Source organism: Alsobacter sp. R-9 (genome assembly GCF_054612375.1).
Map to the genome: position 1 here is coordinate 197,467 of NZ_JBTSWJ010000005.1, position 26,304 is coordinate 223,770.

Below are 26,304 nucleotides of genomic sequence, written 5' to 3' on the forward strand. Positions count from 1 at the left end.
CAAGGACCCGTGACGGCTCAGTCGAGCTTGCCGACCGCCTGCTCGACCGCCTCCAGCACCGCGCCCGAGCGCACGAGGTCCAGCGCCTGCCGCATCTCGGTCGCGTACCAGCGATCGCCGTCGAGGGCCGGCGGGATGACCGCGCGGATCGCCTCCAGGGCGGCGCGGGAGCCCGTGCCGATGGGATGGTCCTTAGCGATCGGCTCGACGAGACTCAGCGCCTGCGCCGCCATGAGCAGCTCGCCCGCGACGATCTGCTCGACGTTCTCCACCACCGTGCGGGCCTTGCGGGCGCACCAGGTGGAATTGGAGACGTGGTCCTCGGCGTTGCTCTTGCCGGGAATCGAATCCACCGAGCCGGGCATGCAGAGCGTGCGGTTCTCCATGACCAGCGCCGACATGGAGCACTGCACGGTGGCGAAGCCCGTGTTGAGGCCCTTCTTGCCGGCCAGCAGGTTGCGCGGCAGGCCGTAGCTCATCGTAGGGTCGATGAGGCGGGCGAGGCGGCGCTCGCAGATCGAGCCAAGGTCGGCGACGGCGATGGCGAGCAGGTCCATGGCCTGCGCCACGTATTGCCCATGGAAGTGGCCGCCCGAGATCGAGACGTAGCCGTCCTTGCCGTCGTCGAAGATGAGCGGGTTGTCGGTCGCCGAGTTGATCTCGGTGCCGATGATGCGCCCGACATAGTCCAGCGCCTCCAGCACGGGCCCATGCACCTGCGGCGCACAGCGCAGCGAGTAGACGTCCTGCACGCGCGGCGGCGGCGGCGTGCCGGGGGCCCGGTTCTCCTCCGGATAGACGGTCATGCGGGCCGCCGCGGAACAGCGCTTCGAATCGCCGATCAGCTTCAGCACGTTGCGGGCGATGGCCGCCTGCCCCGGATGGGGGCGCGCTGCGTGGACGCGCGGATCGAAGGCGGCGAGCTCGCCGCGCATCGCCTCCAGCGAGAGGGCGAGCGAAATGTCGGCCGTACGCCGCAACCGGCGCGCGTCCTCCAGCGCCAGAACGCCGACGGCGAGCGAGACGGTCGAGCCGTTGATCAGCGCCGAGGCATCCTTGGCGCCGAGGTCGAAGTCCGGCGAGAACCCGGCCTTCGCGATGGCGTCGCGGGCCGGCATGCGGCGGCCCTTGTAGACCATCTCGGCCTCGGGGAAGCCGCACACCGCGCCGGCGAGGTGCGCCAGAGGGGCGAGATCGCCGGAGGCGCCGACCGAGCCCTTGGCCGGGATGACCGGGTGCAGGCCGGCGTTGAGGAAGGCGATCAGCCGCTCGACGAGCTCGACGCGCGGGCCGGAATAGTTGGAGGCGAAGGCGTTGGCGCGCAGCAGCATCGTGGCGCGCACCGCGTCCTCGGGCAGCGGCTCGCCAACGCCGGTGGCGTGCGCGAAGATGGTCTTGGTCTGGTAGGGGACCATCTCGGACATCAGCACGCGCTGGTCCTTGAACAGGCCGACGCCGGTGTTGAAGGCGTACATCAGCGGCGCGTCGTCGTGCATCCACTGCGCGTCGATGTAGCGCCGCGTCGCCGCGATGCGCTCGCGCGCGCCCGGGTCGAGCGCCGCCTTCTCATAGCGGCCGGACGGCCCCGGCCGCGCCACGCGCACCACGCCCTCGGCCTTCAGCCTGCGTCCGTCGATCCTGACCGTCATGGAATGCCCCCACCGTGCCGTCTCCCCTCCCTAGCGCATGCCGCAGGATGGGGGAATCCGGCATTTCGCATCCGGCATGCGAATGCCGGGCCAGCCTCGCGCCGAGGGTCAGGCGGCGATGGAGGCGGCCTCGCGGCCGATACGCTCGCCGGTCTCGCGATCGAAGACGTGGATCAGCGAGGGCGCGACGGACAGGGCGAGCGTTCTCGCCGTCACCGGGACCTTTCCGGTCGGGCACTGCACGGTGACGGGCGTGCCGCCGAGCAGGCCGTGGAACAGCTGCGTCGCGCCGAGTTCCTCGACGAAGTCGACGTCCATCACCGGGTGCGATCCGGCGGCGCCGGGCTCGACGACGAGGTCCTCGGGCCGCAGGCCGACATCGACCGCCGTCCCCGCCGGCAGGCCCGGGCGAAGGTCGTCGACGGGAAGCGGCACCCCGGCCACGGTCACCCGGCCATCGCCGGCCACCGTGCCGGGCACGATGTTCATCGGCGGCGAGCCGATGAAGGTGGCCACGAACTTCGTCGCCGGGCGGCGGTAGACGTCCGTCGGCGTGCCGATCTGCTCGACGCGGCCGACGTTCATCACCACGAGCTTGTCCGACAGCGTCATCGCCTCGACCTGGTCGTGGGTGACGTAGATCGAGGTGACGCCGAGGGCGCGCTGCAGCTTCTTGATCTCGACGCGCATCTGCACGCGCAGCTTGGCGTCGAGGTTGGAGAGCGGCTCGTCGAACAGGAACACCTGCGGCTTGCGGACGATGGCGCGTCCCATGGCGACGCGCTGGCGCTGGCCGCCGGAGAGCTGGCGGGGCTTGCGCGCGAGGAACGGCTCGATGGCGAGGATGCGCGCCGCCTCCTGCACGCGGCGGTCGATCTCGTCCTTCGGCGTGCCGCGGTTGCGCAGGCCGTAGGCGATGTTGTCGTAGACCGTCATGTGCGGGTAGAGCGCGTAGTTCTGGAACACCATCGCGATGTCCCGGTCCGCCGGCTCGATCTCGTTGACGACGCGGCCGCCGATGTTGATCTCGCCCGAGGTGATCGTCTCCAGTCCCGCCACCATGCGCAGCAGCGTGGACTTGCCGCAGCCCGAGGGGCCGACGAGGACGCAGAAGCCGCCGTCGGGAATGTCGATGTTGACCCCCTTCACCGCCTCGACGTTGCCCGCATAGACCTTGCGGACGTTCTTCAGGGTCACGACGGCCATCGGCCTACTTCTCCGTTTCCACGAGGCCGCGCACGAACAGCTTCTGCATCAGCAGGACCACCAGCACCGGCGGCAGCATGGCCAGCACGGCGGTGGTCATGGCGAGCTGCCATTCGGTGAGCGCGTCCTGCGTCACCAGCATCGTCTTGATGCCGATGACGATGGTCTGCATGTTGTCCTTCGTCGTGATCAGCAGGGGCCAGAGATACTGGTTCCAGCCGTAGATGAACTGGATCACGAATAGCGCCGCGATGGTGGTGACCGACAGCGGCAGCACGGTGTCCTTGAAGAACTTGAACGGCCCGGCACCGTCGATCTTCGACGCCTCGACCAGCTCGTCCGGGATGGTCATGAAGAACTGGCGGAACAGCAGCGTGGCTGTCGCCGAGGCGATGAGCGGGACGGCGAGGCCGGCATAGGTGTCGAGCATGCGCAGCTGCGCAACGATCTCGTAGGTCGGGTAGATGCGCACCTCGACCGGCAGCATCAGCGTGATGAAGATCAGCCAGAAGGCCGCCATCCGGAACGGAAAGCGGAAATAGACCACCGCATAGGCCGAGATGATCGAGATGCAGATCTTCCCGACGGCGATGGTGATCGCCATGATGAAGCTGTTCAGCATCAGCACGCCGACCGGCTGTCCCGTGGTGCGGCCGGCGCCCACGAAGATGGTGCGGTAGTAGTTCTCGACGGCGTAGGGCCCCGGCACGATGGGCATCGTGCCGTTGGCGATCGTCGCGGCGTCCCAGGTGGAGCCGACGAAGGCGAGCCACACCGGGAAGGCGACGATGAACACGCCGATCAGCAGGATCACGTGCGGCAGCGCGTCGGTGAACCAGTGACGCTTCTCGACCATCAGCCCCGCCCCCGCATCAGTAGGTCACCTTGCGCTCGACGTAGCGGAACTGGATCGCCGTGAGGCTGATGACGATGATCATCAGGATCACGGACTGGGCCGCCGAGCCGCCGAGATCGCCGCCGAGCCGGCCGTCGTTGAAGACCTTGTAGACGAGCGTCTCCGTCGCCTTGGCCGGCCCGCCCTTGGTAATGGCGTCGATGATGCCGAAGGTGTCGAAGAAGACGTAGGTGATGTTGACGACGAGCAGGAAGAAGGTCGTCGGCGACAGCATCGGGAACACGATCGTCCAGAAGCGCCGCACGGGGCGGGCGCCGTCGATCGCCGCCGCCTCGATGAGGCTCTTGGGGATCGACTGCAGGCCGGCGAGGAAGAAGAGGAAGTTGTAGCTGATCTGCTTCCACGTCGCCGCCAGGATGACCAGCACCATGGCGTGCGTGCCGTTGAGCAGGGGGTTCCAGTCGTATCCCATGCCGCGCAGCATCCGGCCGACCATGCCGAGCGACGGCTGGAACATGAACAGCCACAGCACGCCGGCGATGGCCGGGGCCACGGCGTAGGGCCAGATCAGGAGCGTGCGGTAGGCGGTGGCGCCGCGGATCTGCTTGTCGGCCATGACGGCGAGCAGCAGCGCCGACGACATCGACAGGAAGGTGACGCAGGTGGAGAAGATCACCGTCGTCCACATCGCCTCGTAGTAGGCGCGGGACTTGAACAGCTCGGTGTAGTTCTCGAACCAGACGAACTCGGTGGCAGTGCCGAAGGCGTCCTGGATGCGAAACGACATCCACGCCGCCTGCGAGGCCGGCCAGTAGAAGAAGACGAGGGTGATGGCGAGCTGCGGCGCCAGCAGCAGGTACGGCAGCAGGCGATTGCTGAAGACCGAACGCTTTTCCATGCTGCTCCGGAGGGCCGGGGAAGGCGGGGGCGGGATGCGCGGGCGCGCCCCACTCTAGGCGAGGCTTCGCGCATGGAAAAGGCGCGCCCGCGGTTGCGGGCGCGCCTTCGTCACGATCAGCGGCCGGCGGTGCGCTCGAACTGGCGCAGCGTCGCGTTGGCGCGGCTCACGGCGTCGTCCAGCGCCTGCTGGGGCGACTTCTTGCCGGCGAGCGCGTTCTCGAGCTCCTCCGAGATCATGTCGCGGATCTGCACCATGTTGCCGAAGCGCAGGCCGCGGGAGTTCTCGGTCGGCTCCTTGTTGGTGAGCGACTTGATGGGCGTCTCGCGGTCCGGGTTCTGCTGGTAGAAGCCCGACGCCTTCACCTTCTCGTACGCCGCCTTGGTGATCGGCAGGTAGCCCGACTCGATGTGCAGCTTGGCCTGCCGGTCGGTGTCGGAGAGGAAGGTGAAGAACTTGGCGATGCCCTTGTACTCGGCCGCGGACTTGCCGCCCATCACCCACAGCGAGGCGCCGCCGATGATGGAGTTCTGCGGCGCGCCGGCGACGTCGGGGTAGTACGGCATCAGCGCCGAGGTGAAGTCGAACTTGGCGTTCGCCTTGACGTTGCCGAAGAAGCCCGACGAGGTGAGCATGATCGGGCACTCACCCGAGGTGAAGCGGCCCTCGTTCTCGTTGGCGCGACCCGAGTAGTCGTAGGTCTTGTCCTTCTGGAGGTTGACGAGGTCCGTCAGCAGCTTCACGTGCGTGGGGCTGTTGAACTTCATCTCGGTGTCGAAGCCGTCGAGGCCGTTGGCCTTCGTGCCCATCGGCACGTTGTGCCAGGCCGAGAACTGCTCGACGAGCGCCCACGGTGACCACGCGGCGGTGAAGCCGCACTTGTCCCACCCGGCCGCCTTCAGCTTCTTGCCCGCCTCGAACACCTCGGGCCAGGTCTTCGGGATCTCGGTGATGTTGGCCTTCTTCAGCGCGTCGCGGTTGATCCACATGACCATCGTCGACGAGTTGAAGGGGAACGACAGCATGTCGCCCTTGGCGGTCGAGTAGTAGCCGGTGATCGCCGGGAGGTACGACTGCGGATCGAACTTCTCGCCCGCCTCCTTCATCATCTCCTGCACCGGCTTGATGGCGCCCTTGGCGGCCATCATCGTGGCGGTGCCCACCTCGAACACCTGCATGATGTGCGGCGCGTTGCCGGCGCGGAAGGCGGCGATGCCGGCGTTCAGCGTGTCGGCATATGAGCCCTTGTAGGTCGCGACGACCTTGTACTCGTTCTGCGAGGCGTTGAAGTCGGCCGCCAGCTTGTTGACCACGTCGTTGTTGGCGCCGGTCATGGCGTGCCACCACTGGATCTCCGTCTGCGCGAGCGCGGGCGCGGCCGTGAGGACGGCGACGACGGAGATGGCGGCTTTCAGGTGGTGCTTCATTCGGTTTCTCCCTCTGGTCCCAACATCCCGCCCGGCGCGTGCCGGCTCCTTGATGGAACGGATGTTGTGGTTTGTTTGCAGCTTAACATGAACGTTCCACGACAGTTCAACGACAAAATCGAAAGCGGAACCGAAACCTGCGACGTGTCGTCGCCGGTGTAGTCGCGCTGACGCTGCCGTCACATCGTGGCGCCGACCGTCCACGGCACGAACTCGGCGTCGCCGTAGCCGAGCTGCTCCGACTTGGAGCGCTCGCCGGAGGCGACGCGCAGCACCATGTCGAAGATCTCCCGGCCCTTCTCCTCGATGGACACGCCGTCGAGGATGTCGCCGCAGTTGATGTCCATGTCGTCGATCATGCGGCGGTAGATCTCGCTGTTGGTCGCGAGCTTGATGGAGGGCGTCGGCTTGCAGCCGTAGGCGGAGCCGCGCCCCGTGGTGAAGCAGAGCATGTTGGCGCCGCCCGCCACCTGCCCCGTGGCCGACACGGGGTCGTAGCCGGGCGTGTCCATGTAGACGAAGCCCCTCGCGTCCACGGGCTCGGCGTAGTGGTAGACCCCCGCCAGCGTCGTGGTGCCGCCCTTTGCGGCAGCGCCGAGCGACTTCTCGAGGATGGTGGTGAGGCCGCCGAGCTTGTTGCCCGGCGAGGGGTTGTTGTTCATCTCCATCTTGTTGCGGGCGGTGTAGTCCTCCCACCAGTGGATCATGGACACGAGCTTCTCGCCGACCTCGCGGCTGGCGGCGCGGCGGGTGAGCAGGTGCTCCGCGCCGTAGATCTCCGGCGTCTCGGAGAGAATCGCCGTGCCGCCGTGACGCACCAGGAGGTCCACCGCGGCGCCCAGCGCCGGGTTGGCGGTGATGCCGGAGTAGCCGTCCGAGCCGCCGCACTGAAGCGCGAGCATCAGTTCGGAGGCGGGGCAGGTCTCGCGCTTCACCGCATTGGCGATGGGCAGCATGTGCCTGATCGCCTCGACGCCGGCGGCGACGGTCTTGCGGGTGCCGCCGGTCTCCTGGATCGTCATCGTGCGGAAGGTGTCGCTCTCGGAGACGCCGTAGGCCTCCTTCCAGCGCGGGATCTGGAAGCCCTCGCAGCCGAGGCCGACCATCACCACCCCGCCGACGTTGGGGTTCGTGGCGTAGCCCCACTGCGTGCGCTTGAGGATCTCGTAGCCCTCGCCCTTCACGTCAAGCGCGCAGCCGCCGCCCTGCACCAGCGGAATCACGCCGTCGATGTTGGGATAGTCGGCGAGGATGCCGGAGCGGTTGATCTCCTCGGCCATGAAGCGGGCGACCGTCGCCGAGCAGTTCACCGAGGTGAGGATGGCGATGTAGTTGCGCGTGCCGACCTTGCCGTTGGCGCGGCGGAAGCCTTGGAAGGTCGCCTGCTGCGCGACGGGCAGCACCTCCTCGAGCCGGGCGTCCTCGGCGAAGCGGTAGTCGCGGGCGAAGGCGTGCATCTCCACGTTGTGCTCATGCACCCAGTCGCCGGCGGCGATGTCGGTCGAGGCGAAGCCGATGATCTGGCCGAACTTGAGGATCGGCTGGCCCTTCGGGATCGCGACCGTCGCCATCTTGTGGCCGCGCGGTACGCGCGCCCGCGCGACGACGCCCTCCACGACCGCGCCCGCCTCGATGGGATCGACCGACACCACGACGTTGTCGGCGGGCGAGAGCCGCACGACACGGGGGGCCTGGGGACGGGCGGGGGCATTCATGGGCGTTCTCCCGGACGGGGCGTTTCTGAGGTCAAGGCGCGACCGCGCCGCATGCTAGAGCATCATCCCGCCAAGTGGAAACCGGTTGGCGGACAAAGATGATGCTTTTCAAGAATCTACACCGGGAGAGGACCTGACGCCGTCAGGTGCTCTCCCGCTGAGGAGCAAGCGCATTCGGTCGGAAACCAGCGGAAGCCGCGCCGTCAGCGGCGCTGGCGGCGCAGGCCGTCGAAGTAGACGATGAGGATGATCAGGCCGCCGGTGATGATGAACTGCCAGAAGGAGTTCACGTTCATCAGGTTGGCGCCGTTGCGGATGGTGGCCAGGATGAAGGCGCCGAGCAGCGGCCCCCACACCGAGCCCACCGCGCCGAACAGGCTGGTGCCGCCGATCACGGAGGCCGCGATCGCCTCCAGCTCGAAGCCGATGGCCTGCGTCGCGTTGCCGGTTCCGGTGCGCGAGGCCAGCATGACGCCGACGATGGCGGCGCAGAGCGAGGACAGGATGTAGGCGGTCGCCGTCACCGCCTGCACGTTGACGCCCGACAGGCGCGCCGCCTCGGCGTTGGAGCCGACGGCGTAGAGGTAGCGGCCCCAGCGCGACAGGTGCAGGTACACGAAGGCCGGCACGGCGACGACGATCACCACCATGAACAGGTTGGGGATGCCGAGGAACTCGCCGCGCGAGAAGCCGGTGAAGGTGTCGTTGGTGACGTTGATCGTCGACCCGTTGGTCATCAGCAGGCCGATGCCGCGCAGGGCCGTGAAGGTGGCGAGCGTGATGATGAAGGGCGGCAGGCCCATCTTCACCACCCCGAAGGCGTGGAAGGCGCCGATCGCCATGCCGAGCATCAGCGAGGCGAGGATCACCACCCACAGCGAGACCACGTTGGCCGCCGCCTCCGGCAGGCCCACCGATACCATCCACGCCGTCATGCCCGGGGCGATGCCCTGGATCAGCATGGCCACGACGACGGTGATGAAGCTCGCCACGGCGCCGACCGAGAGGTCGATGCCGGCGGTGATGATGACGAAGGTCTGCCCCAGCGCGAGGATGGCGAAGATCGCCCCCTGCCGGGCGAGGTTCGAGAGGTTGCCCGGCGTCGCGAAGGTCGAGGTCTTCCACGACAGGAACAGGAACATCGCCAGCAGCACGCCGATCAGCGTCAGCCCGAGCAGGCGCGAGAACTCGAAGCGCGCCTTGGCGGGTCCGGCGGCGGCAGCGGTGTCGGTCATGGTCCGGGTCCTTGGAGTGGCTCGGGCGGGGGCTCGGGCGGGTCAGACGCCGATGGCTTCGGTGAGGATCTGTTCGTGGCTCACGGCCTTGAAGCCGTGGGTTGCAACCTGTCGGCCCGCACGGAAGACGTGCAGTTCGTCGGCGAGCTCGTAGACCTCCGGCAAGTAGGACGAGATCAGCAGGATGCCCGCGCCCTGCGCGAGCAGGCGGCCGAAGAGGCGGTAGATCTCGGCCTTGGTGCCGACGTCGACGCCCACGGTCGGCTCGTCGAAGATGAACAGCTTGGCGCCGTGGTTGAGCCACTTGCCGATGACGATCTTCTGCTGGTTGCCGCCGGAGAGGCTGAGCGCCAGGGCGTTGCGCCCCGCGGTCTTGATGCGCAGGTCGCCGATCTGCCGTTCCGCCGCCTCGCGCTCGAGGCCCGGCACGATCGTGACGCCACGGGTGAGCCGGTCGAACACGGGCAGGTTGATGTTCAGGCCGACGCCGAGGTTGAGGCACAAACCCTGGTCGCGACGGCTCTCCGGCGCCAGCGCCATGCCGAGGTCGATGGCCTGGCGCTCGCTGCGGATCGACACCGGCCGGCCCTGCCAGCGCACCTCGCCGGCCGAGCAGGGCTGGCGGCCGTAGACGCCCATGACGAACTCGCTCCGCCCGGCGCCGATGAGCCCGTAGAGCCCGACGATCTGCCCCTCGCGCACGGTGAGGGACACGTCGCTGAAGCCCGGCCCGGAGAGGCCGCGTGCCTCGAGGATCGGCGCTCCGACCGCAAAGCCCTCCTTGTGGTAGACCTGCTCGATCGAGCGGTTGATCATCAGCGCGATCAGCTCGGCGTCCGAGGTCTCGCTGACCCTGCGCGTGCCGACGAGCGTGCCGTCACGCAGCACCGACACGCGGTCCGCGAGCTCGAAGATCTCCTCCATGCGGTGCGAGATGTAGACGATCGTCACGCCCTCCTGCCTGAGGCGGCGGATGAGCGCGAAGAGCTGCGCCGCCTCCTGGCGCGTCAGGTAGGCGGTGGGCTCGTCGAAGATCAGGAAACGGGTGCCGCGGCTGGCGGCGCGCGCCGTGGCGATGAGCTGCTGCTGGCCGATGGTGAGGCTCGAAAGCAGCACGTGCGCCGGCAGCGAGAAGCCGAGGTCGTCGAGGATCTTCTGGGCATCGCGCACCATGGCGCGGTCGCGCAGCAGCCCGCGGTGGGTCTGCTCGTCGCCGAGGAAGATGTTGGCGGCGACCGTGAGGTGCGGGCAGAGCACGACCTCCTGGTGGACGGCGTTGATGCCGAGCGCGATCGCCTCGTTCGGTGTCGAGAGGTCCGTGGGGCGGCCCATCCAGACCATCTCGCCCGCCGTGCGGGGCGTGACGCCAGTGAGCAGCTTGATGAGGGTGGACTTGCCCGCCCCGTTCTCGCCGACGATGGCGTGGATCTCGCCGGTCTCGAAGGCCAGCGTCGTCGGCTTCAGGGCGTGGGTGCCGGTGTAGCGCTTCTCGAGGCCGCGCAGCTCGAGGATCGGGCCGGCGAAGGCCGGCGCGGACGGGGTCGGGGCGATGCTCTCGTGCAGGGTCGACACGCGCGGGGATCCGTCCGGGAGAAGGCTCAGGGCGTCAGGCGCGGAAAGCCGCCTCCGGGCGCGGGCCCGGAGGCGTCGTCAGCGGGCCGGGGCCCGGATCACTTCACCTTCGGGTTCAGGAGCTCCTGCGCCCGGGCGCCGTTCATGTTCTCGCCGGTGATCAGGTTGGCACCGGTGTCCACGAACGCCTCGACCTTCTCGCCCTTGGAGGCGGCGAGCGCGGTCTTCACGCCGTCATAGCCCATGCGATAGGGGTCCTGGACGACGGTGGCGGCCATGACGCCGTCCTTCAGCGCCTTGACGAGCTTGTCGTCGCTGTCGAAGCCGACGAGCTTCACCTTGTTCTGCGCCTTCGACTCGGCGATCGCCTGGATCGCGCCCTGAGCCTGGATCAGGTTCGAGGCGAAGATGCCGCGCAGGTTCGGGAAGGCGGTCAGCAGGTCGGTCGTGATGTTCAGGCCGCCGTTGGCCGTGCCGTCGGAGACCTTGTCGGCGACGAGCTTGATGCCCGGGTACTTGGAGGCCAGCTGCTCCTTGAAACCCTTGGCGCGCTCGTCGAGCGAGCCGACGCCCGGCAGGTGGGTGATCAGCGCCACCTCGCCCTCGGCCTTGCCGTACTGCTTGGTGATGGCGGCGGCGAGGCCGTCGGCGGCGATGCGGCCGCCCTGCACGTTGTCGGTCGTGAGGAACGACGTGAAGGCCTTCGAGTCAGCGGCGGAGTCGATGCCGATGATCTTGACCGACTTGGCGGCCTCGTCGATCGGCTTGCCGAGGGCGGCGCGCTGCGTCGGCGAGATCACGATCGCGGCCGGCTTCGACGACACGGCGTTCTCGAGAATGGCGATCTGGCCGTTGATGTCGGCCTCGGACTGGGCGCCGAGCTCGGGCACCTTCACGCCGAGGTCCTGACCGGCCTTGCGGGCGCCGGCGAGCACGATCTGCCAGTAGAAGGACGTCGTGTCCTTGACGATGATCGGGATGGTGGGCTGCTGGGCGGCCGCCGGCTGCACGAAGGCAGCGGTCGCGGCGAAGAGCCCGGCGATGAGCCAGGATGCCTTCATGGTGGTTCCTCCTCGAGGCCCGTGGCCCCGCTTTTCGTTTCTTGACGAGGCCGCGGCCCTCCCGGCCGCGAGCGCGGAAACGATAGAACGGTTCTTCCGCCCCTCGCAAGAACCGGCATACGCGTTTCACCGCCGTGGGCCCGGACCGGTGGTCGCAGCGTCGGGGAAGGGAGCAGGCCGCACCGATTCAGCCGGCGTTAGCCGGTCCCGCATCACAAGAGCTTCATCGCGGCTGTCCGTGGGGCGGGCCCCGGCCCGGGTCGACCATGAAGCACGTCATCAAGGCGGGGACTGACGGGGCAACGCTGTGCGCCTTCGACACCGCTGCGCTTCCGCCCGACATCGACGAGCGGATCGGTGACGATCCCGCCGGCATGATGGAGGCGCTGCAGGCGGAGGGCCGCCTGTGGTTCGGCGGCACGGGCGGGGACGGGATGCACGTGGTGCACGTGCTGGTCGACGAGAGCCCCTCCCCGGAGCCTGCCGCCCATGCGGTCCGCACCGTGGGCGAAATCGACATCCCCGGCGGACGGCTCTGGGTGTGCGGGGCGGAGTACCTGGCGCTGGAGCCGCGGAGAGGCAGCGCCTTCACCCCCGGGGGCGGCCTCGGCCGCTACCGGATGGGCCGGAGCGTGAAGGTGCCGAAGGGGCGGTACGCGCTGGAGACGATCTTTCCCCGGGGCATCGACGGCCCGTCCCGCCCGGTCACGCGGGCCCAGTGGCTCATGACCGTTCCCGTCGTCATGGTGATGCTGGGCGCCGTCGCGGCCGTCATCCTGGGCTTCGTGACCCTCGTCCTCCTCGGCATCTCGGCGTGGCAGTACGCCACCGGGAGCCCGCTCGCGGGGCGGACGTGGAACCAGATCTGGATCATCCCCGGGCTGGCGCTGGCGGGGGCCGGCGTGTCGCTGGCGGGCCTGAAGCTCGGCAACTGGCTCGACCGGCGGCTCGGCGGGACGGCCGGGCGCGCCGACGGGGACGAGGCGCCGGACGTGATCCTGCGCCTGACACGCCTGCCGGCGGCCTGACCGCGGACGGCCTACCGGATCAGCGCGTCGCGCCTGCGCAGCTCGGGGAACAGCTTCATCCAGGTCGCCACCACCAGCAGGGTGCCCACTCCGCCGAGGACGACCGCAGCAACCGGGCCGAAGGCCGCCGCCGCCAGGCCGGACTCGAACTCGCCGAGTTCGTTCGATGCCCCGATGAAGACGGAGTTCACCGCAGACACCCGGCCGCGCATGTCGTCCGGCGTCTCCAGCTGGACGAGCGTCTGGCGCACCACCACGCTGACCATGTCGGCGGCGCCGGTGACGAAGAGCGCCGCCATCGACAAGTAAAGGTTGGTCGAGAGGCCGAACACGATGATGGCGATGCCGAAGATCGCGACCGCCATGAACATGCGCATGCCCGCCTTCCGCCGCAGAGGGAACCACGCCATCAGCATGGTCATGGCGATGGCGCCCGTCGCGGGCATGCTGCGCAGCAGGCCGAGGCCCCACGGCCCCACCTGCAGGATGTCCTTGGCGTAGATCGGCAGGAGGGCCACCGCGCCCCCGAGCAGCACGGCGAACAGGTCGAGCGAGATGGCGCCGAGGATCGCCGGCCGGGACCGGATGAAGCTCACCCCGGCGAACAACGTGGCCAGCGTCGGCGGCTCGCGCGTCGCCGGCGGGTGGTGGCGCACCTTCAGCGAGCCGATCAGGGTGGCGCCGATGGCGAACGCAGCCGCGGAGACGGAGAACACCACGCCCGGTCCCAGCGCATACAGGAACCCGCCAACGGCCGGACCCAGGATGGACGAGCTCTGCCACGCGGACGCGTTGAACGTCACCGCCGCCGGGAAGTGGGTGCGCGGCACGAGGTTCGGCAGCAGGGCCTGCGTCGCCGGATTGCCGAAGGAACGGCAGGCGCCGACCAGCATCGTCAGGCCGAAGATCGGCCAGACGGGCGTCTCCGGATGGGTGGCGAAGTAGAGGAGGCCGACATCGGCGACCGCGATCACGCTCCAGCACGTGGTGACGATCAGGCGGCGGTCATACCGATCCGCGACGACACCGGCCACGAGGGCCAGGAGCAGAGCCGGCAGGAAGGCCGCCAGACCGACGAAGCCCAGGGCGAGCGCGCTGCCCGTCCGGTCGTAGACCAGCCAGCCCAGGCCCACATTGTGGACCTGCATCGCCACCCCGGTCATGAAGCGCGCACTGAAGAAGCGTCGGAAGCCCGGGAAGCGGAACACCTCCCAGTTGGACTTCACCGCGGTGGTCATCGCCAGGGCTTCCTCGGGTCGGGCGGGAGACGACCGGTGCTATCACGGCCGGGAGCGGAGGCGAAATCCGTTCGATCCGCCAGGCGGAAGGAGGCGAGGAGCACGGGACGGACGGCACCGCCCCACGCGTCGCCTCACGCGTAGCCCGTGGACCCGTCCGGCTTGACCGGCACCTTGCGCTCCCAGTGCACGTAGTCCTCCTTGCCGAGGACCTCCATGTCCATCTCGACTCCCCAGCCGGGGCGGTCGGGGCGCAACTCCAGGTGGCCGTCCTTCGGCAGATAGGGGTCGGCGACGTACCAGGCGCCCTGCAACTTCTGGTCGGCGGTCGGCGCCTCTCCGGCGCCGGTGCCGAAGACGTAGCCCGGCCCGTGCGGGAGCCGGTACTCGAGGAAGCGGAAGTTGCTCGCCGCCGCGCAGAAATGCACGTTCACCGCCGTCGCCAGCGGCCCCATCGGGTTGTGCGGGGCGATCGAGACGAAGTGCGCTTCGGCGAGCGCATTGATCTTCTGCATCTCCATGAGACCGCCGACGACGCAGATGTCGGGCTGGATGATGTCGGCGCCGCGCACCTGCAGCAGGCGCAGGAACTCGAAGCGGCTGTAGAGGGACTCGCCGGTCGCCAGCGTGCACTGCAACCCTCGCTTGAGCTCGCCCCAGGCCTCGAAGTTCTCGGGGCGCAGCGGCTCCTCGAAGAACAGCGGGTCGTAGGGCGCCAGCGCGTTGCCGAGCTGCATGGCCTGGCCCACCTCGAAGATCTTGGCGTGGGCGTCGAAGGCGATCTCGTAGTCGGAGCGGACCGTCTCGCGCAGCGAGCGGAAGTAGTCGGCCGAGGCCTTCACCACCTCGCCCCAGCGGTTGCGGTGCTGGTCGACCCGCCAAGGCGAGAGCTTGAACGCGGTGAGGCCCCACTGCTCGTTCAGCCGGTCGAACTCGTCCTTCGCGGCGGGCGCGTCCGGGGCGGTGTAGACGCCGGCATAGACCTTCACGCGGTCGCGGACATTGCCGCCGATGAGCTTGTAGACGGGGACGCCGAGGGCCTTCGCGGAGATGTCCCACAGGCAGTGGTCGATGGCGGCGATGGCGGCGAGCCCGAGCGCGCCCGGCGGGAAGCGCGTCTGCTGCATCAGGTAGTGGACGATGTACTCGATGCGGGTCGGGTCCTTCCCCTTCAGGAAGGTCATCAGGTAGTCGAGGAGCGGCAGCAGCGCCTTGTCGGGGCCGTGGTTGTAGCACTCGCCCCAGCCCGTCAGCCCGTCGTCCGTGTCGATGGCGATGACGAGGCGCGGACGGTCCTTGTCGCGCGTCATGAAGGCGCGCAGGCGGTCGATCTTCATGGCATTCCCTTTCCCGGCGCGGCCGGCGCGCGGCTCAGCCGCGGCGCGCCTTCCAGGCCTTGTACTGCTCTTCCGTCTTCGGGTCGGTCGGCGGATAGAGGCCGAAGATGCCGCGGCCGCCCTTCACCTCTTCCATGACGAAGGTCTCGAAGAGGTCCTGCTCCCTGGCCTCCACCGCGACCTCCTCGGCGATGGCCGCGGGAATGACCACCACCCCCTCGCCGTCGCCCACCATGATGTCGCCGGGGAACACCGGCACGTCGCCGCAGCCGATCGGCACGTTGATGTCGACGGCGTGGTGCTTGATGAGGTTTGTGGGGGCCGACGGCGCCTTGCAGTAGCTCGGGAAGGGCAGCGCCGCGATCTCCGGGCTGTCGCGCAGGCCGCCGTCCGTCACCACGCCCGCCGCGCCGCGCACCATCATGCGCGTCACGAGGATCGACCCGGCCGAGGCGGCCGAGGCGTCGCCGCGGCAGTCCATCACCAGCACGTGGCCGGGCGGGATCTCCTCCACGGCCTTGCGCTGCGGGTGCGAGTGGTCGCGGAACACGCCGAGGTGGTCGAGGTCCTCGCGCGCCGGGATGTAGCGCAGCGTGTAGGCCGGCCCGACGAGCCGCGGCCCGCCCGGGTTGAGCGGCCGCACGCCCTGCAGGAAGGCGTTGCGCAGGCCCCGCTTGAACAGCAGCGTGGTGAGCGTGGCGGTCGAGACCTGCTTGTAGATCTCGCGGGCGGCGTCGGAGAGCGGCGCGGTCATGGCATGGGCCCTAAAGTGTCAGGTCTTGGGAAAATAGACGCCGCGGCGGGTGCGGGTCTGGACGTAGAGGTGCTCGCGGTAGGTGCCCGGCGCGTAGCTGCCGGAGGCCTCGGAGACGGGGATCGAGACGTTGGCCTCGCTCGGGAACTGGGCCACGAAGTCCTCGTCGATGTCGACGCCGAGCCCCGGCGCGTCCGGCACGGCGAGGTGGCCGTCCTTCTGCACGGGGTGCGGGACGATGGTCTTCGCCCGGCCGTCCCAGTCGTCCTCGATGCGCTCGAGGATGTAGCCGTTGGGGATCGCGGCCAGCACGTGCAAAGCCGCGTACTCCGCCACCGGGCCGAGCGAGCCGGAGTGCGGCGCCATCATGATGTGGTGCGCCTCGGCCATCGCAGCGATCTTCTTCATCTGCGTGATGCCGCCGGCCCGGCCCGTGTCGGGCTGGATGACGTCGACAAGCTCCTCCTCGATGAGCTCGCGCTCGCCGAAGATCGTCGCCTGCCGCTCGCCGGCTGCCAGCGTGACGCTGGAATGCTGGCGGATGCGGCGGAAGCCCTCCAGGTTGTCGGGCGCCACCGGGTCCTCGACCCACATCATGCGGTAAGGCTCCAGCGCCCGGCACACCTGCACCGCGTCGGCCGGGGTCAGCCACGGCGGGCCATGCAGGTCGATGGCGATGTCCATCTCGTCGCCCACCGCCTCGCGCAGCGCCGCGACCTTGCGGACGGGGTCGGAGACGCCGCCGCACTTGAAGGCGGTGAAGCCGCGCTCCTTCAGGCTGAGCGCCACCTCGGGCGTGTTGGCGTGGGCGTAGATGCGGATGCGGTCGCGCACCTTGCCGCCGAGCAGGTTCCACACCGGAACGCCGAGCTTCTTGCCCTTGATGTCCCACAGCGCCATGTCGAGGCCGTTGATGGCGCCGGCGCCCACCGTGCCCGTGAGCCCGTGGCCCATGATGGCGATGTGCATCTTCTGCCACAGGCGCTCGATGTGCGTCGGGTCCTCGCCCACGAGGATGCGCGAGAGGTCCTTCACCGCGGTCTCGATGACACGCGGCCAGCCCGAGCATTCGCCGATGCCCGTGATGCCCTCGTCGGTGAAGATCTTCACGAACAGCCAGTTGCGCGAGCCCGTGAGGTTCTTCGAGTAGGACTGGCTGCCGAACGAGCCGTCCGCCGCCCAGGTCTTCAGGTTGGGCGCGCCGGCGTGCATCAGGTAGGTGCGGACTTCGGTGATCTTCATCGGAACCTCGGTGGTGCTCCTTGGCAGTGTCTCGGGCAGTGTCTCGCCGTCATCCCCGGCGGCGCGAAGCGCCGGGAAGGGGATCCAGAATCGGCCGGCCGCGCCTGGATCCCCTTCCCGCCCGGCTCTGCCGGGCGCCGGGGATGACGGCGGGGCAAGTCATTCGCCTACCCCGTGTAGCGGTGGCGCTTGTGCATCGAGCGGGCGCGCGGGTCGGGCCGCGGGATCGCCGAGAGCAGGGCCTTCGTGTAGGGGTGGTCGGGGTGGTCGCAGACCTGCTCGGTCGAGCCGGTCTCCACGACCTTGCCGCGGTACATCACCGCCACGCGGTCGCACATGTAGCGGATGACGCCGATGTCGTGGCTGATGAAGACGTAGCTGAGCCCCAGCTTGTCCTGCAGGTTCATCATCAGGTCGAGCATCTGCGAGCGCAGCGACACGTCGAGCGCCGAGGTCGCCTCGTCGGCGACGATGACGCGCGGGTTCAGCGCGATGGCGCGCGCGATGCCGATGCGCTGGCGCTGGCCGCCGGAAAAGGCGTGCGGGTAGCGCTCGCGCCAGTCGGGGTTGAGCCCCACCTGCTGCATCAGGTCGGCGACGCGGTCGTCGAGTTCCCGGCCCTGGGCGATGCCGTTGACGAGCAGCGGCTCGCCGATGACCTGCGACACCGTCATGCGCGGGTTCAGCGAGCCCACCGGATCCTGGAAGATCATGCGGATCTCGCGGCGGCAGTCGCGCAGCGTCTGCTTGTCCGCGCGCACGAGGTCGACGCTGGAGCCGTCGGCGCGGCGGTAGACCATCTCGCCGCCCGTCGGCTGGTAGACGCGCAGCAGGCAGCGGCCCATCGTCGTCTTGCCGGAGCCCGACTCGCCGACGATGCCCAGCGTCTCGCCGGGGAGCACCTTCAGCGACACGTCGTCCACCGCCTTGATCGGCGCCTTCGGCGAGCCGAAGTGCATCATCAGGTTCTTCACCTCGACGACGGACGTCGCGGTCTCGTCGATCGGCGGGCGCTTCAGCCGGATCTCGGCCTTCTGCTCGAGCCGCAGCACCGAGCCGATGAGCATCTTGGTGTAGTCGTTCTGCGGCGCGTGGAAGATGGTGTCGACCGGCCCCGACTCCATCACCTTGCCGTGGTACATGACGATCACGTCGTCGGCGATCTCGGCCACCACGCCCATGTCGTGGGTGATGAACAGCACCGCCATGCCGTGCTGCTGCTGCAGCCGCTTGATGAGGTCGAGGATCTCGGCCTGCGTCGTCACGTCGAGGGCCGTCGTCGGCTCGTCGGCGATCAGCAGCATCGGGTTGCAGGCGAGCGCCATGGCGATCATGACGCGCTGGCGCATGCCGCCTGAGAACTCGAAGGTGTAGCGGTCGACCGCCTTGTCGGGGTTGGGGATCTCGACCTGGCGCAGCAGCTCGACGCAGCGCGCGCGGGCCTCCTTCTTGCCCATGCCGATGTGGAGGCGCAGCACCTCCATGATCTGGTCGCCCACCGTGTGGACGGGCGACAGCGAGGACATCGGCTCCTGGAAGATCATCGCGATCTCGGCGCCGCGGATGGCGCGGATCGCCTTGCCGCGCGGATCGAGCGTGGCGAGGTCGACGGTGCTGCCGTCCTCGCGGTGCAGGACCATGGAGCCCGAGACGATGCGCCCGGGCGCATCGACGATCTGCAGGATGGAGCGCGCCGTGACGCTCTTGCCGGAGCCGGATTCACCGACGACGCAGAGCGTCTTGCCGCGCTCGATCGTGAAGGACACGCCGTCGACCGCCTTCACCACGCCGGTGCGGACGGGGAAGTGCGTGACGAGGTCCTTCACCTCGAGGACGAGGCGGGGCGGGGCTCCGGCGGCGCCGGCCGTGCGGGGGGCGAGGTCGGTCAGCGTCATTTGTTGTACGGATCGGCGGCGTCGCGCAGACCGTCTCCCAGGAAGTTGAGGGCGATGACCGCCAGGACCACGGCGGCGCCGGGGGCGAACAGCCACGGGGCCGTCGCGATGGAACGGATGTTCTGGGCCTCGCGCAGCAGCACGCCCCACGAGATGGTGGGCGGCTGCAGGCCGAGGCCGAGGAAGGAGAGCGACGTCTCGGCGAGGATCATCGCCGGGATGGCGAGCGTGATCGACGCGATGATGTGGCTGAGGAAGCTCGGCAGCATGTGGCGGAAGATGATCCGCCCCTCGCTGCAGCCGTCGAGCCGCGCGGCGGTCACGAACTCCTCGGTGCGCAGGCTGAGGAAGCGGCCGCGCACCACGCGGGCGAGCTGGGCCCAGCCCGTCAGCGACAGGATGAGCGTGATCATGAAGTAGTTGAGCACCGCCGGCCAGTCCTGCGGCAGCGCGGCGGCGAGCGCCAGCCAGATAGGGATCGTCGGCAGGGCGAGCACGAACTCGATGGCGCGCTGGACGACGAAGTCGATGCGCCCGCCGAAGTAGCCGGAGATGCCGCCGAGCACGACGCCCAGCGTCAGCGACAGGAACACGCCGACGAGGCCGACGGAGAGCGAGATCTGCGCGCCCTGCATGATGCGCGACCAGACGCAGCGCCCGAGCCGGTCGGCGCCGAAGATGAAGAGCGGATAGCTCGGGTTCTCGGAGGCGATCAGGTGCGTCGTCGTCGGGATGAGGCCGAAGAGCTTGTACTCGTAACCCTGGCCGAAGAAGCGGATGGCGACCTTGCGAGCGGGGTCCTCGGTGTAGATCGCCGCCAGCGTCTGCGGGTCGCGCTTGAGCTGGTAGGGCCGGAAGTAGAGGCCCACCGACAGGTTGCCGTCGGCGTCGCGGTCGAACAGGTGGATGGACTGCGGCGGGTAGTAGGCGGCGCGCGCGTTCTGCCGGTTCGGGTCGTTGACCGCGAAGAAGCCGGGCACGGCCGCGATGATGTAGAGGAAGACCGTGATCACGAGGCCGATCATGGCCAGCCGGTGGCGGCGGAAGGCCCACCACATCAGCTGCCACTGGGAGGCGACGGCCAGTCGCTTCTGGTCGACGACGGCGAGGGCTGCGTCGGTCATGGGGCGCTCCTGATCCGGACTATTCGAGCCGGATCCGCGGATCGGCGAGGGCGAGGAGGATGTCGCTGATCAGCGCGCCGACGAGCGTGAGGGCACAGATCAGGAGCACGAAGGCACCGGCGAGGTACATGTCCTGGCTCATCAGCGACTGCAGCAGCAGCGGGCCGGCGGTCGGCAGGCTGAGCACGATGGCGACGATGATCGAGCCGGAGACGAGGTTGGGCAGCAGCCAGGCGATGGTGGAGATGAACGGGTTCAGCGCGATGCGGACCGGGTACTTCACCAGCAGGTGGAACTCGGAGAGACCCTTGGCCCGCGCCGTGGTGACGTAGGGCTTGGCCAGCTCGTCGAGCATGTTGGCGCGCATGACGCGGATCAGGCTCGCCGTGCCCGACACCGCGAGGATGATGACCGGGATCCACAGGTGGTGCAGCAGGTCGACGACCTTGCCCATGCTCCACGGCGCGTTGACGTACTGCTCGGAGAACAGCCCGCCCACCTCCTGCCCGAACTGGACGGCGGCGATGTACATCAGCACCAGCGCCAGCAGGAAGCTCGGGATGGCGAGGCCGAGGAAGGAGAAGAAGGTCACGATGTAGTCGCCGATCGAGTACTTCTTCACCGCCGAGAAGATGCCGATCGGCAGCGCGATGCCCCAGGTGGCGAGCAGCGTGGAGAAGGTCAGCAGCAGGGTCAGCGCCATGCGCTCCCAGATCAGCTCGGAGACCGGCTGCTGCCACTCGAAGCTGAGGCCGAAGTCGCCGCGCAGGACGATGCCCGATATCCACTTGAAGTACTGGACGATCATCGGCTGGTCGAGGCCGAAGCGCTGGCGCAGGTCCGCGGCGGTGTTCTGGTCGACCACCTCATTGGAGGCCGCGAGCGTGGCGATGTAGGTCGTCACGTAGTCGCCCGGCGGCAGCTGGATCAGCACGAACGCCATGAAGCTGACGACGAACAGCGACGGGATCATCCAGAGGGTGCGGGAGACGATGAAGCGCAGCATGGCGGCGTCCGTGGGGATGGCCCCGGTGCAGGCAAGGTGCCCGTCGCCGCGGGCGGAGGCCCGCGGTCGGTCGCGAAGCGCCCGCGCCGGGGCGCGGCGCGGGCGGTGAAGGAAGGGCCGGCGGCGACGGGAGGGGAGCCGCCGCCGGCGTTTGCTCAGGTGAAGAAGAACTGCTGCGGCAGGGCCGGACCGGGGTTCGGCCACGACCAGGCGTTCGGGTACTTCTGCGGCACGTTGTTGAGGTTGGTCTTGACGATGCCGAAGGCGTTGACGGCGAGGCAGACGCCGATCGTCTCGAAGGCGTCCGCCGTGAGGTCGAACACCTGCTTCATGATCTCGCCGCGCTTCTTCAGGTCGGCGGTGGCGAGCGCCTCGTTGAACAGCTTCATGCGCTGCTTCTGGCTCTCCGGCGGCTCCTGTCCGTCCTTGCCGTTGGACACGTACCAGAGCGTCCACGGAATGGCGTAGCGCGAGCCCTGCGGGTGCTGGGCGAACCAGTCGCGCGGGTCGAGCATCGGGTCGAGCCCGCCGGGGCCCGGCCACACCGCCGCATCGTGGTCGTTGTTGTCGCCGCGCGTGTAGTAGAGCGCGCGCTCGATGGTGTTGACCTTGATGTCGACGCCGATCTCGGCCCAGTGGCGCTTCACCAGCTCGAGCGTGTCCACGGCGTCCGGATAGAGCGTCGGGATCACGTCGATGGCGAAGAACACCTTCTGCCCGTCGGGACGCAGGCGGAAGCCCTGGGCGTCCTTCTTGTTGTAGCCGAGCTTGTCGAGGATCTCGTTCGCCTTCTTCGGATCATGGTCCGTGAACTGCGAGGAGAGCTGCTTGTGCTCCCACGGGTGGCCGGGGCGCGGACCCGTCTGCCACGGCTGCGACTGGCCGAGGTAGACGATGTCGATGATCTCCTTGCGGTTCATGCCCATCGAGAGCGCCTGGCGGAACTCCTTGTTGGCGAACATCTCCCGCATCTTCGGGTCCTTGTGCGTGATGTTCAGGTAGATCTGAACCTGCTGCGACGAGGACGCGATGAGCTCGACGAGGCGGTAGCCGCCCTTCTGCATGTTCTGCGAGAGGGTGGGCTTGTTCTGCAGGGTGTCGATGTGGCGCTCCTGGATGTCCAGGCGCCCGGAGATCGCGTCGAGCATCAGCGACTCGACGTCCTGCGAGATGTTGAACGTGAGCCGGTCGATGTAGGGCAGCTGGTTGCCGGCCTGGTCGACCTGCCAGAAGTAGGGGTTGCGCTCCATCACCACGCGGGTGGCGCCGCCGGTGTAGGGCTCCTTGATCACCCACGGGTCGAGGACCGGCTTCTCCGGGTTCGACCAGCGCGAGGGGATCTCGATGTCGCCGTTGCGGGCGCGGAAGAGGTCCGGCCAGCTCGACAGGTTTGCGGCCTTCACGAGGTCGCCGACCTTGTCGTTGTACTTCGGGTGGAACTGGCTCGCGTAGTGCTTGCAGAACAGCGTCGGGTGCTGCCCGAGCGGCGTCGCCAGGATCTCGAGGAACAGCGCATAGGGCGAGGCGAAGGTGAACTTCACCGTGTTGTCGTCGATCTTGGTCGCCGTGCCCGGCTTGCCGCCGATCACCAGCGTCGAGGGCACCGACTTGTAGAGCTCGGAGTTCTTGGCGCAGTCCTCGATCGAGAACACGACGTCGTCGGCGGTGAACGGCTTGCCGTCCGACCACTTCATGCCCTTGCGCAGGGTGAACGTGAACTCGGTCGAGTTGGCGTTGACCTCCCACTTCTCGGCGACGTTGGGCAGCACCTCGGTGAAGGCGAGGTTCCAGCGCACGAGGCCCTGGTTGCCGACGAGGCGCAGGATGCCGTTGTGGTCGGCCGAGCCGCGCAGGCCGCGGCGCAGCGAGCCGCCGTACTTGCCCACCTTCTCGGCGTTGATCACCAGCGGATTGGCGGGGAGCCGGTCCGCGAGCTTCGGCAGCTTGCCGTCGGCAGCCAGCTTGGCGAGGTCGGGCGCCTCGGCCTTCGCCGCCTGGGCGAGCGCGCTGCCCGCGAACATCGACACGGCGGCGGCGCCGGCCATGCCCTTCAGGACGTCGCGGCGGTCGACCCCGCGTCCCGTCGTCTCGTTCTTCTTCATCGTCGTCTCCTCCCAAGGACCTTGGCGGTCCGCTTGCCTGGCGGCAGCGCCCCGAGGGGTCTGCCGCCCCGTCGTCATGCTAGACCCAACCGCACCAGCCCGGCGAGGGTCTCGCCCGGCTGGAGAACCCGCGCGCCCGTGCCCTCGACCCCCGCCGCGGCGAGGTTGAAGGCGTCGGCGACGTGCGTGACCGGCTCGATGCACGCGTAAGGCGTGCCGGCCGGGACGTGCAGCACCAGGTGGTCGAAGGGCGCGCCCGTCTCGATCACCACCCGCGACCCGTCGCCGCGGGCGAGCGAGGCGATGCCGCCGAAGCCCGCGAGAAAGCGCGTGTCGCCGCCCTGCCCGAGCACCGCGTCGTGCCGCGCCTCGCGCGCCGCCAGCGCCACGGCGGCATGGCCGCAGCCGTCCGCGTCCGCCGGCCAGAGCGTGTCCGCGGTGAAGCGGAGACGGTCCCCGGGAGCCGCCGCGAGGAAGGGGTGGACGCCAAGGCCGGCCGGCATCGGCCGGTCGCCGGTGTTGGTCACGGAGAGCTCGAGCGTGAGCCCGGCGCCGTCGAGCGAAAGACGCTGCAGCGCGCGGAACGGCCATGGCCAGCCGGCCGGGGACCGTCCGTCGGGGGCGTGGATGAATGCCATGGAGAGACTGTCCGGGCCGCTCTCCACGATTTCCCACGGCATCTCGTGGGCGAAGCCGTGCAGCGCATGCGGCGCGCAGGCCGGGTGGGGCTGCAGCGCGACGGCGCCGCCTTCGGTCTGCAGTTGGGCGTTGCGGATGCGGTTCGACCAGGGGACGAGCGGGTAGATGCCGGCCTTGGGCCACGCGAGCGGGTCGAAATCGCCGTCGGGAAGGGGAACCACGACGTCGGTGCGCCGGTTCTTGGGCTCCTCGCGCCACAGCGCGGCGACCCGGCCGCCCTTCGCCGCGCGGACGGTGGCCCGCATGGGCCCCGACGCCAGGAGGCGGTCCCCGTTCGCCGCCCCCGCGGCAACGGTCTTCAAGGCAGCACTCAAGGCGCCACTCCCCCCGCCCGTTCCCGGACGGCGTTTCCCCCGAGCAGGCCGCCGGTTCTCCGGCTCCGCTCTTTTCACGTGTGGCGGAAGCTAAGGGTGGAGCGTGATGCCTGTCAACGGCGATTCTCACTATGTGCGACACAAGGGCTCATTTCGCACCTGCAGCATCGATTGTTCTCAAAATGTGAGAAAACGAGTTGCTGTCGCCTGCGGCGCGGCCGTAGTGTGCGCGCAACCAGCGGTGACGGGTTGTCATGCGACGGATCGAACAGGGGGAGACGGCCGAGGCCGCCGGGGCGCCGGGGACGGGGCTCGTGGTCAAGGCGCTGACGCTGATCGACCTCATCGCCGGCGCGCCGGGCCACCACCGCGCCCAGTCTCTGGCGGAGGAGACGGGCCTGCCGCGCAGCACGGTCTACCGCATCCTGCAGACCCTTCAGCAGCGCGGCATGGTGCGGCTGGACCCCTCGACGCAGGGGTATTTCCCGGGGTTCAAGTTCCTCGACTACGCCCAGGCCGTGTGGCCGGCGCAGGACCTGCCGCTTCTCGCCATGGCGGAGATCCGCCGGCTGCGCGAACTCACCGGCGAGACGGTCTACTTCGCCGTCCCCACCGGTGCGGACATGATCATCCTGCAGAAGGCCGAGAGCGCCTACCAGATGCGCACGGGCGCGCCGCTCGGCAGCCGCCGGCCGCTCTACTGCACCGGCATGGGGAAGGCCTACCTCGCGCAGCTGCCCGCGGCGGAGCGGGACGCGCTGATCGGGCGGATGGCGCTGGAGCCGCTGACGGCGCGCACGATCACCGACCCGGCGCAGCTGCGCTCGCAGCTCGATCTCTTCCGGCTGCGCGGCTACGCCATCGACGACGAGGAGTTCATGGAAGGCGCGCGCTGCGTCAGCGCCGCCGTCCCGGCCGAGGGCGAGGGCGCCGTCGGCGCCTTCACCGTCTCGGGCCCGATCTACCGCATGACCTCCGACCGCGCCCACCAGCTGGGACCGGAGGTGGCCGCAGCGGCCCGGCGGCTCGGCGACGCCCTGCGCCAGCGCGGCGGCGGACGCGGGCGCGGCCGGATGGAGGCGGGCAGCATCGCGACTGTCGCGCCGGAGAAGGCCTTCTACGGCAAGAGCCCGTGCTGGGACGAGGGCGCCGGGCGCCTGATGTGGCTCGACGCGCTGGCCCCCGCCGTGCTGCGCGAGGCCGACGGCGGCGCCGAGGTCCTGGCGCGCTTCGACGGCCCGGTCACCGCGATGGCTCCCGTCGGCAACGGCTGCTGGTTCCTGTCCGCCGTGGACGGCATGCGCACGATCGACCGGCAGGGCCGACAGTCGGCGCCCGTGGCGCAGGCCGGCGCCGGCCTCCTCGCCGCCGTGACCGCCGCCTGCCGCGGCCGGGGCGACGACCTGTGGATCTCGGTCGGCGAAGGCCCCGCGGCGGCAGAGCCGGCGGGCCTCTACCGCCTGCGCGAGTCCCGGCTGACGCTGGCGGCCCAGCCGGAGGGAGCCGTGACCGACGTCGCCTGCGACGCGTCGGGGCGCGTACTCTACGCTGCCGTGCCGGACCGTGGCGAGATCCTCCAGTGGGAGATCGACGGCGAGGGCCTGCCGTCCCGCCCCCGCACGGTGGCCCGGATCGACCCGATCCACGGCCGGCCGACGGCGCTGTGCATCGCCGAGACCGGACACCTGTGGGTCGCCCTGTGGGACGGCTGGGGCGTGGCGCGGCTGGCGCTCGACGGCGGCGACATGCGTTTCCTGCCTCTCCCCGTTCCCCGCCCGACCGGCCTCGCCTTCGGCGGGCGCACCGACGACACGCTGTTCGTCACCTCTAGCCGCATCGGCCTGTCGCCGCAGCAGCTGTCCGAGGCCCCCGCCTCCGGCAGCGTGTTCGCGCTGCCGGCCGACCTGCGCCAGTCCCTTCTTCGCTGACACGAAAGACCGGAGGTT

Annotated in this window: 20 protein-coding genes; 2 read left to right on the plus strand and 18 right to left on the minus strand. The window is 69.2% G+C overall.

The window, feature by feature from the left end; all coding sequences use genetic code 11:
* Positions 1 to 17: 17 nt before the first annotated feature.
* The 9 genes from ACX9GQ_RS10535 to ACX9GQ_RS10575 all read right to left on the minus strand — a co-directional run bounded on the left by ACX9GQ_RS10535 (position 18) and on the right by ACX9GQ_RS10575 (position 11,619).
* Positions 18 to 1,649: an HAL/PAL/TAL family ammonia-lyase gene (locus tag ACX9GQ_RS10535; RefSeq protein ID WP_459629484.1), complete on the minus strand. Its 1,632-nt coding sequence runs from the start codon at positions 1,647 to 1,649 to the stop codon at positions 18 to 20.
* A 108-nt stretch (positions 1,650 to 1,757) separates the two neighbouring features.
* The gene (locus ACX9GQ_RS10540) at positions 1,758 to 2,855 is read right to left on the minus strand and encodes a sn-glycerol-3-phosphate import ATP-binding protein UgpC (protein WP_459629485.1); all 1,098 of its coding nucleotides are present in this window, start codon (positions 2,853 to 2,855) and stop codon (positions 1,758 to 1,760) included.
* Between the two features lie 4 nt (positions 2,856 to 2,859).
* The gene (gene ugpE / locus ACX9GQ_RS10545) at positions 2,860 to 3,711 is read right to left on the minus strand and encodes a sn-glycerol-3-phosphate ABC transporter permease UgpE (protein ID WP_459629486.1); all 852 of its coding nucleotides are present in this window, start codon (positions 3,709 to 3,711) and stop codon (positions 2,860 to 2,862) included.
* 16 nt (positions 3,712 to 3,727) lie between these two features.
* Complete coding sequence (gene ugpA, locus ACX9GQ_RS10550) at positions 3,728 to 4,609, minus strand: sn-glycerol-3-phosphate ABC transporter permease UgpA (protein ID WP_459629487.1); 882 nt, start codon at positions 4,607 to 4,609, stop codon at positions 3,728 to 3,730.
* A 116-nt stretch (positions 4,610 to 4,725) separates the two neighbouring features.
* The gene (ugpB, locus tag ACX9GQ_RS10555; protein ID WP_459629488.1) at positions 4,726 to 6,036 is read right to left on the minus strand and encodes a sn-glycerol-3-phosphate ABC transporter substrate-binding protein UgpB; all 1,311 of its coding nucleotides are present in this window, start codon (positions 6,034 to 6,036) and stop codon (positions 4,726 to 4,728) included.
* Between the two features lie 179 nt (positions 6,037 to 6,215).
* Complete coding sequence (locus ACX9GQ_RS10560; RefSeq protein WP_459629489.1) at positions 6,216 to 7,751, minus strand: UxaA family hydrolase; 1,536 nt, start codon at positions 7,749 to 7,751, stop codon at positions 6,216 to 6,218.
* Between the two features lie 203 nt (positions 7,752 to 7,954).
* Complete coding sequence (locus tag ACX9GQ_RS10565; RefSeq protein WP_459629490.1) at positions 7,955 to 8,986, minus strand: ABC transporter permease; 1,032 nt, start codon at positions 8,984 to 8,986, stop codon at positions 7,955 to 7,957.
* Positions 8,987 to 9,028: 42 nt separating this feature from the next.
* Positions 9,029 to 10,558, minus strand: a complete 1,530-nt coding sequence (locus ACX9GQ_RS10570; protein ID WP_459629491.1) for a sugar ABC transporter ATP-binding protein — start codon at positions 10,556 to 10,558, stop codon at positions 9,029 to 9,031.
* A 98-nt stretch (positions 10,559 to 10,656) separates the two neighbouring features.
* Positions 10,657 to 11,619, minus strand: a complete 963-nt coding sequence (locus ACX9GQ_RS10575) for a substrate-binding domain-containing protein (protein WP_459629492.1) — start codon at positions 11,617 to 11,619, stop codon at positions 10,657 to 10,659.
* A 266-nt stretch (positions 11,620 to 11,885) separates the two neighbouring features.
* Here ACX9GQ_RS10575 and ACX9GQ_RS10580 point away from each other — a divergent pair, with 266 nt between their 5' ends.
* Positions 11,886 to 12,647, plus strand: a complete 762-nt coding sequence (locus tag ACX9GQ_RS10580; protein WP_459629493.1) for a hypothetical protein — start codon at positions 11,886 to 11,888, stop codon at positions 12,645 to 12,647.
* An 11-nt stretch (positions 12,648 to 12,658) separates the two neighbouring features.
* On the opposite strand, the gene ACX9GQ_RS10585 is transcribed toward ACX9GQ_RS10580, so the two are convergent.
* The 9 genes from ACX9GQ_RS10585 to ACX9GQ_RS10625 all read right to left on the minus strand — a co-directional run bounded on the left by ACX9GQ_RS10585 (position 12,659) and on the right by ACX9GQ_RS10625 (position 24,358).
* Positions 12,659 to 13,885 carry an MFS transporter gene (locus tag ACX9GQ_RS10585; protein ID WP_459629494.1) on the minus strand — a complete coding sequence of 409 codons (1,227 nt, stop codon included), beginning with the start codon at positions 13,883 to 13,885 and terminating at the stop codon, positions 12,659 to 12,661.
* A 134-nt stretch (positions 13,886 to 14,019) separates the two neighbouring features.
* A complete protein-coding gene (locus tag ACX9GQ_RS10590; RefSeq protein ID WP_459629495.1) occupies positions 14,020 to 15,222 on the minus strand; it encodes a mandelate racemase/muconate lactonizing enzyme family protein in 1,203 nt (400 codons plus the stop codon).
* A 34-nt stretch (positions 15,223 to 15,256) separates the two neighbouring features.
* Positions 15,257 to 15,976: a ribonuclease activity regulator RraA gene (locus ACX9GQ_RS10595; RefSeq protein WP_459629496.1), complete on the minus strand. Its 720-nt coding sequence runs from the start codon at positions 15,974 to 15,976 to the stop codon at positions 15,257 to 15,259.
* A gap of 18 nt (positions 15,977 to 15,994) precedes the next feature.
* Positions 15,995 to 17,218, minus strand: a complete 1,224-nt coding sequence (locus ACX9GQ_RS10600) for a mandelate racemase/muconate lactonizing enzyme family protein (RefSeq protein WP_459629497.1) — start codon at positions 17,216 to 17,218, stop codon at positions 15,995 to 15,997.
* 167 nt (positions 17,219 to 17,385) lie between these two features.
* The gene (locus tag ACX9GQ_RS10605) at positions 17,386 to 19,113 is read right to left on the minus strand and encodes an ABC transporter ATP-binding protein (RefSeq protein ID WP_459629498.1); all 1,728 of its coding nucleotides are present in this window, start codon (positions 19,111 to 19,113) and stop codon (positions 17,386 to 17,388) included.
* Positions 19,110 to 20,237, minus strand: coding sequence for an ABC transporter permease (locus ACX9GQ_RS10610; protein ID WP_459629499.1), 1,128 nt, complete (start codon positions 20,235 to 20,237; stop codon positions 19,110 to 19,112). Before ACX9GQ_RS10610 ends, ACX9GQ_RS10605 begins: the two co-directional genes overlap by 4 nt.
* 19 nt (positions 20,238 to 20,256) lie before the next feature.
* Positions 20,257 to 21,243: an ABC transporter permease gene (locus ACX9GQ_RS10615; RefSeq protein WP_459629500.1), complete on the minus strand. Its 987-nt coding sequence runs from the start codon at positions 21,241 to 21,243 to the stop codon at positions 20,257 to 20,259.
* Between the two features lie 155 nt (positions 21,244 to 21,398).
* Positions 21,399 to 23,345 (minus strand): ABC transporter substrate-binding protein, encoded by a 1,947-nt coding sequence (locus ACX9GQ_RS10620; protein WP_459629501.1) that lies wholly within the window; start codon positions 23,343 to 23,345, stop codon positions 21,399 to 21,401.
* Between the two features lie 74 nt (positions 23,346 to 23,419).
* Entirely contained in the window at positions 23,420 to 24,358 is a 939-nt protein-coding gene (locus tag ACX9GQ_RS10625; RefSeq protein WP_459629502.1) for an aldose 1-epimerase, read from the minus strand.
* 254 nt (positions 24,359 to 24,612) lie between these two features.
* Between ACX9GQ_RS10625 and ACX9GQ_RS10630 the strand changes: the two genes are divergently transcribed.
* A complete protein-coding gene (locus ACX9GQ_RS10630) occupies positions 24,613 to 26,286 on the plus strand; it encodes an IclR family transcriptional regulator domain-containing protein (RefSeq protein WP_459629503.1) in 1,674 nt (557 codons plus the stop codon).
* The last annotated feature ends 18 nt before the right edge of the window (positions 26,287 to 26,304 follow it).

What these genes read in the sequence shown, in the direction of transcription:
- ACX9GQ_RS10630 (WP_459629503.1), top strand. Translation starts at nt 24,613, where the DNA reads ATGCGACGGATCGAACAGGGGGAGACGGCCGAGGCCGCCGGGGCGCCG.
- ugpB (WP_459629488.1), bottom strand. Translation starts at nt 6,036, where the DNA reads ATGAAGCACCACCTGAAAGCCGCCATCTCCGTCGTCGCCGTCCTCACG.
- ACX9GQ_RS10590 (WP_459629495.1), bottom strand. Translation starts at nt 15,222, where the DNA reads ATGAAGATCGACCGCCTGCGCGCCTTCATGACGCGCGACAAGGACCGT.
- ACX9GQ_RS10595 (WP_459629496.1), bottom strand. Translation starts at nt 15,976, where the DNA reads ATGACCGCGCCGCTCTCCGACGCCGCCCGCGAGATCTACAAGCAGGTC.
- ACX9GQ_RS10575 (WP_459629492.1), bottom strand. Translation starts at nt 11,619, where the DNA reads ATGAAGGCATCCTGGCTCATCGCCGGGCTCTTCGCCGCGACCGCTGCC.
- ACX9GQ_RS10540 (WP_459629485.1), bottom strand. Translation starts at nt 2,855, where the DNA reads ATGGCCGTCGTGACCCTGAAGAACGTCCGCAAGGTCTATGCGGGCAAC.
- ACX9GQ_RS10610 (WP_459629499.1), bottom strand. Translation starts at nt 20,237, where the DNA reads ATGACCGACGCAGCCCTCGCCGTCGTCGACCAGAAGCGACTGGCCGTC.
- ACX9GQ_RS10620 (WP_459629501.1), bottom strand. Translation starts at nt 23,345, where the DNA reads ATGAAGAAGAACGAGACGACGGGACGCGGGGTCGACCGCCGCGACGTC.
- ACX9GQ_RS10535 (WP_459629484.1), bottom strand. Translation starts at nt 1,649, where the DNA reads ATGACGGTCAGGATCGACGGACGCAGGCTGAAGGCCGAGGGCGTGGTG.
- ACX9GQ_RS10565 (WP_459629490.1), bottom strand. Translation starts at nt 8,986, where the DNA reads ATGACCGACACCGCTGCCGCCGCCGGACCCGCCAAGGCGCGCTTCGAG.
- ACX9GQ_RS10615 (WP_459629500.1), bottom strand. Translation starts at nt 21,243, where the DNA reads ATGCTGCGCTTCATCGTCTCCCGCACCCTCTGGATGATCCCGTCGCTG.
- ACX9GQ_RS10560 (WP_459629489.1), bottom strand. Translation starts at nt 7,751, where the DNA reads ATGAATGCCCCCGCCCGTCCCCAGGCCCCCCGTGTCGTGCGGCTCTCG.
- ugpE (WP_459629486.1), bottom strand. Translation starts at nt 3,711, where the DNA reads ATGGTCGAGAAGCGTCACTGGTTCACCGACGCGCTGCCGCACGTGATC.
- ACX9GQ_RS10585 (WP_459629494.1), bottom strand. Translation starts at nt 13,885, where the DNA reads ATGACCACCGCGGTGAAGTCCAACTGGGAGGTGTTCCGCTTCCCGGGC.
- ugpA (WP_459629487.1), bottom strand. Translation starts at nt 4,609, where the DNA reads ATGGAAAAGCGTTCGGTCTTCAGCAATCGCCTGCTGCCGTACCTGCTG.
- ACX9GQ_RS10580 (WP_459629493.1), top strand. Translation starts at nt 11,886, where the DNA reads ATGAAGCACGTCATCAAGGCGGGGACTGACGGGGCAACGCTGTGCGCC.
- ACX9GQ_RS10600 (WP_459629497.1), bottom strand. Translation starts at nt 17,218, where the DNA reads ATGAAGATCACCGAAGTCCGCACCTACCTGATGCACGCCGGCGCGCCC.
- ACX9GQ_RS10605 (WP_459629498.1), bottom strand. Translation starts at nt 19,113, where the DNA reads ATGACGCTGACCGACCTCGCCCCCCGCACGGCCGGCGCCGCCGGAGCC.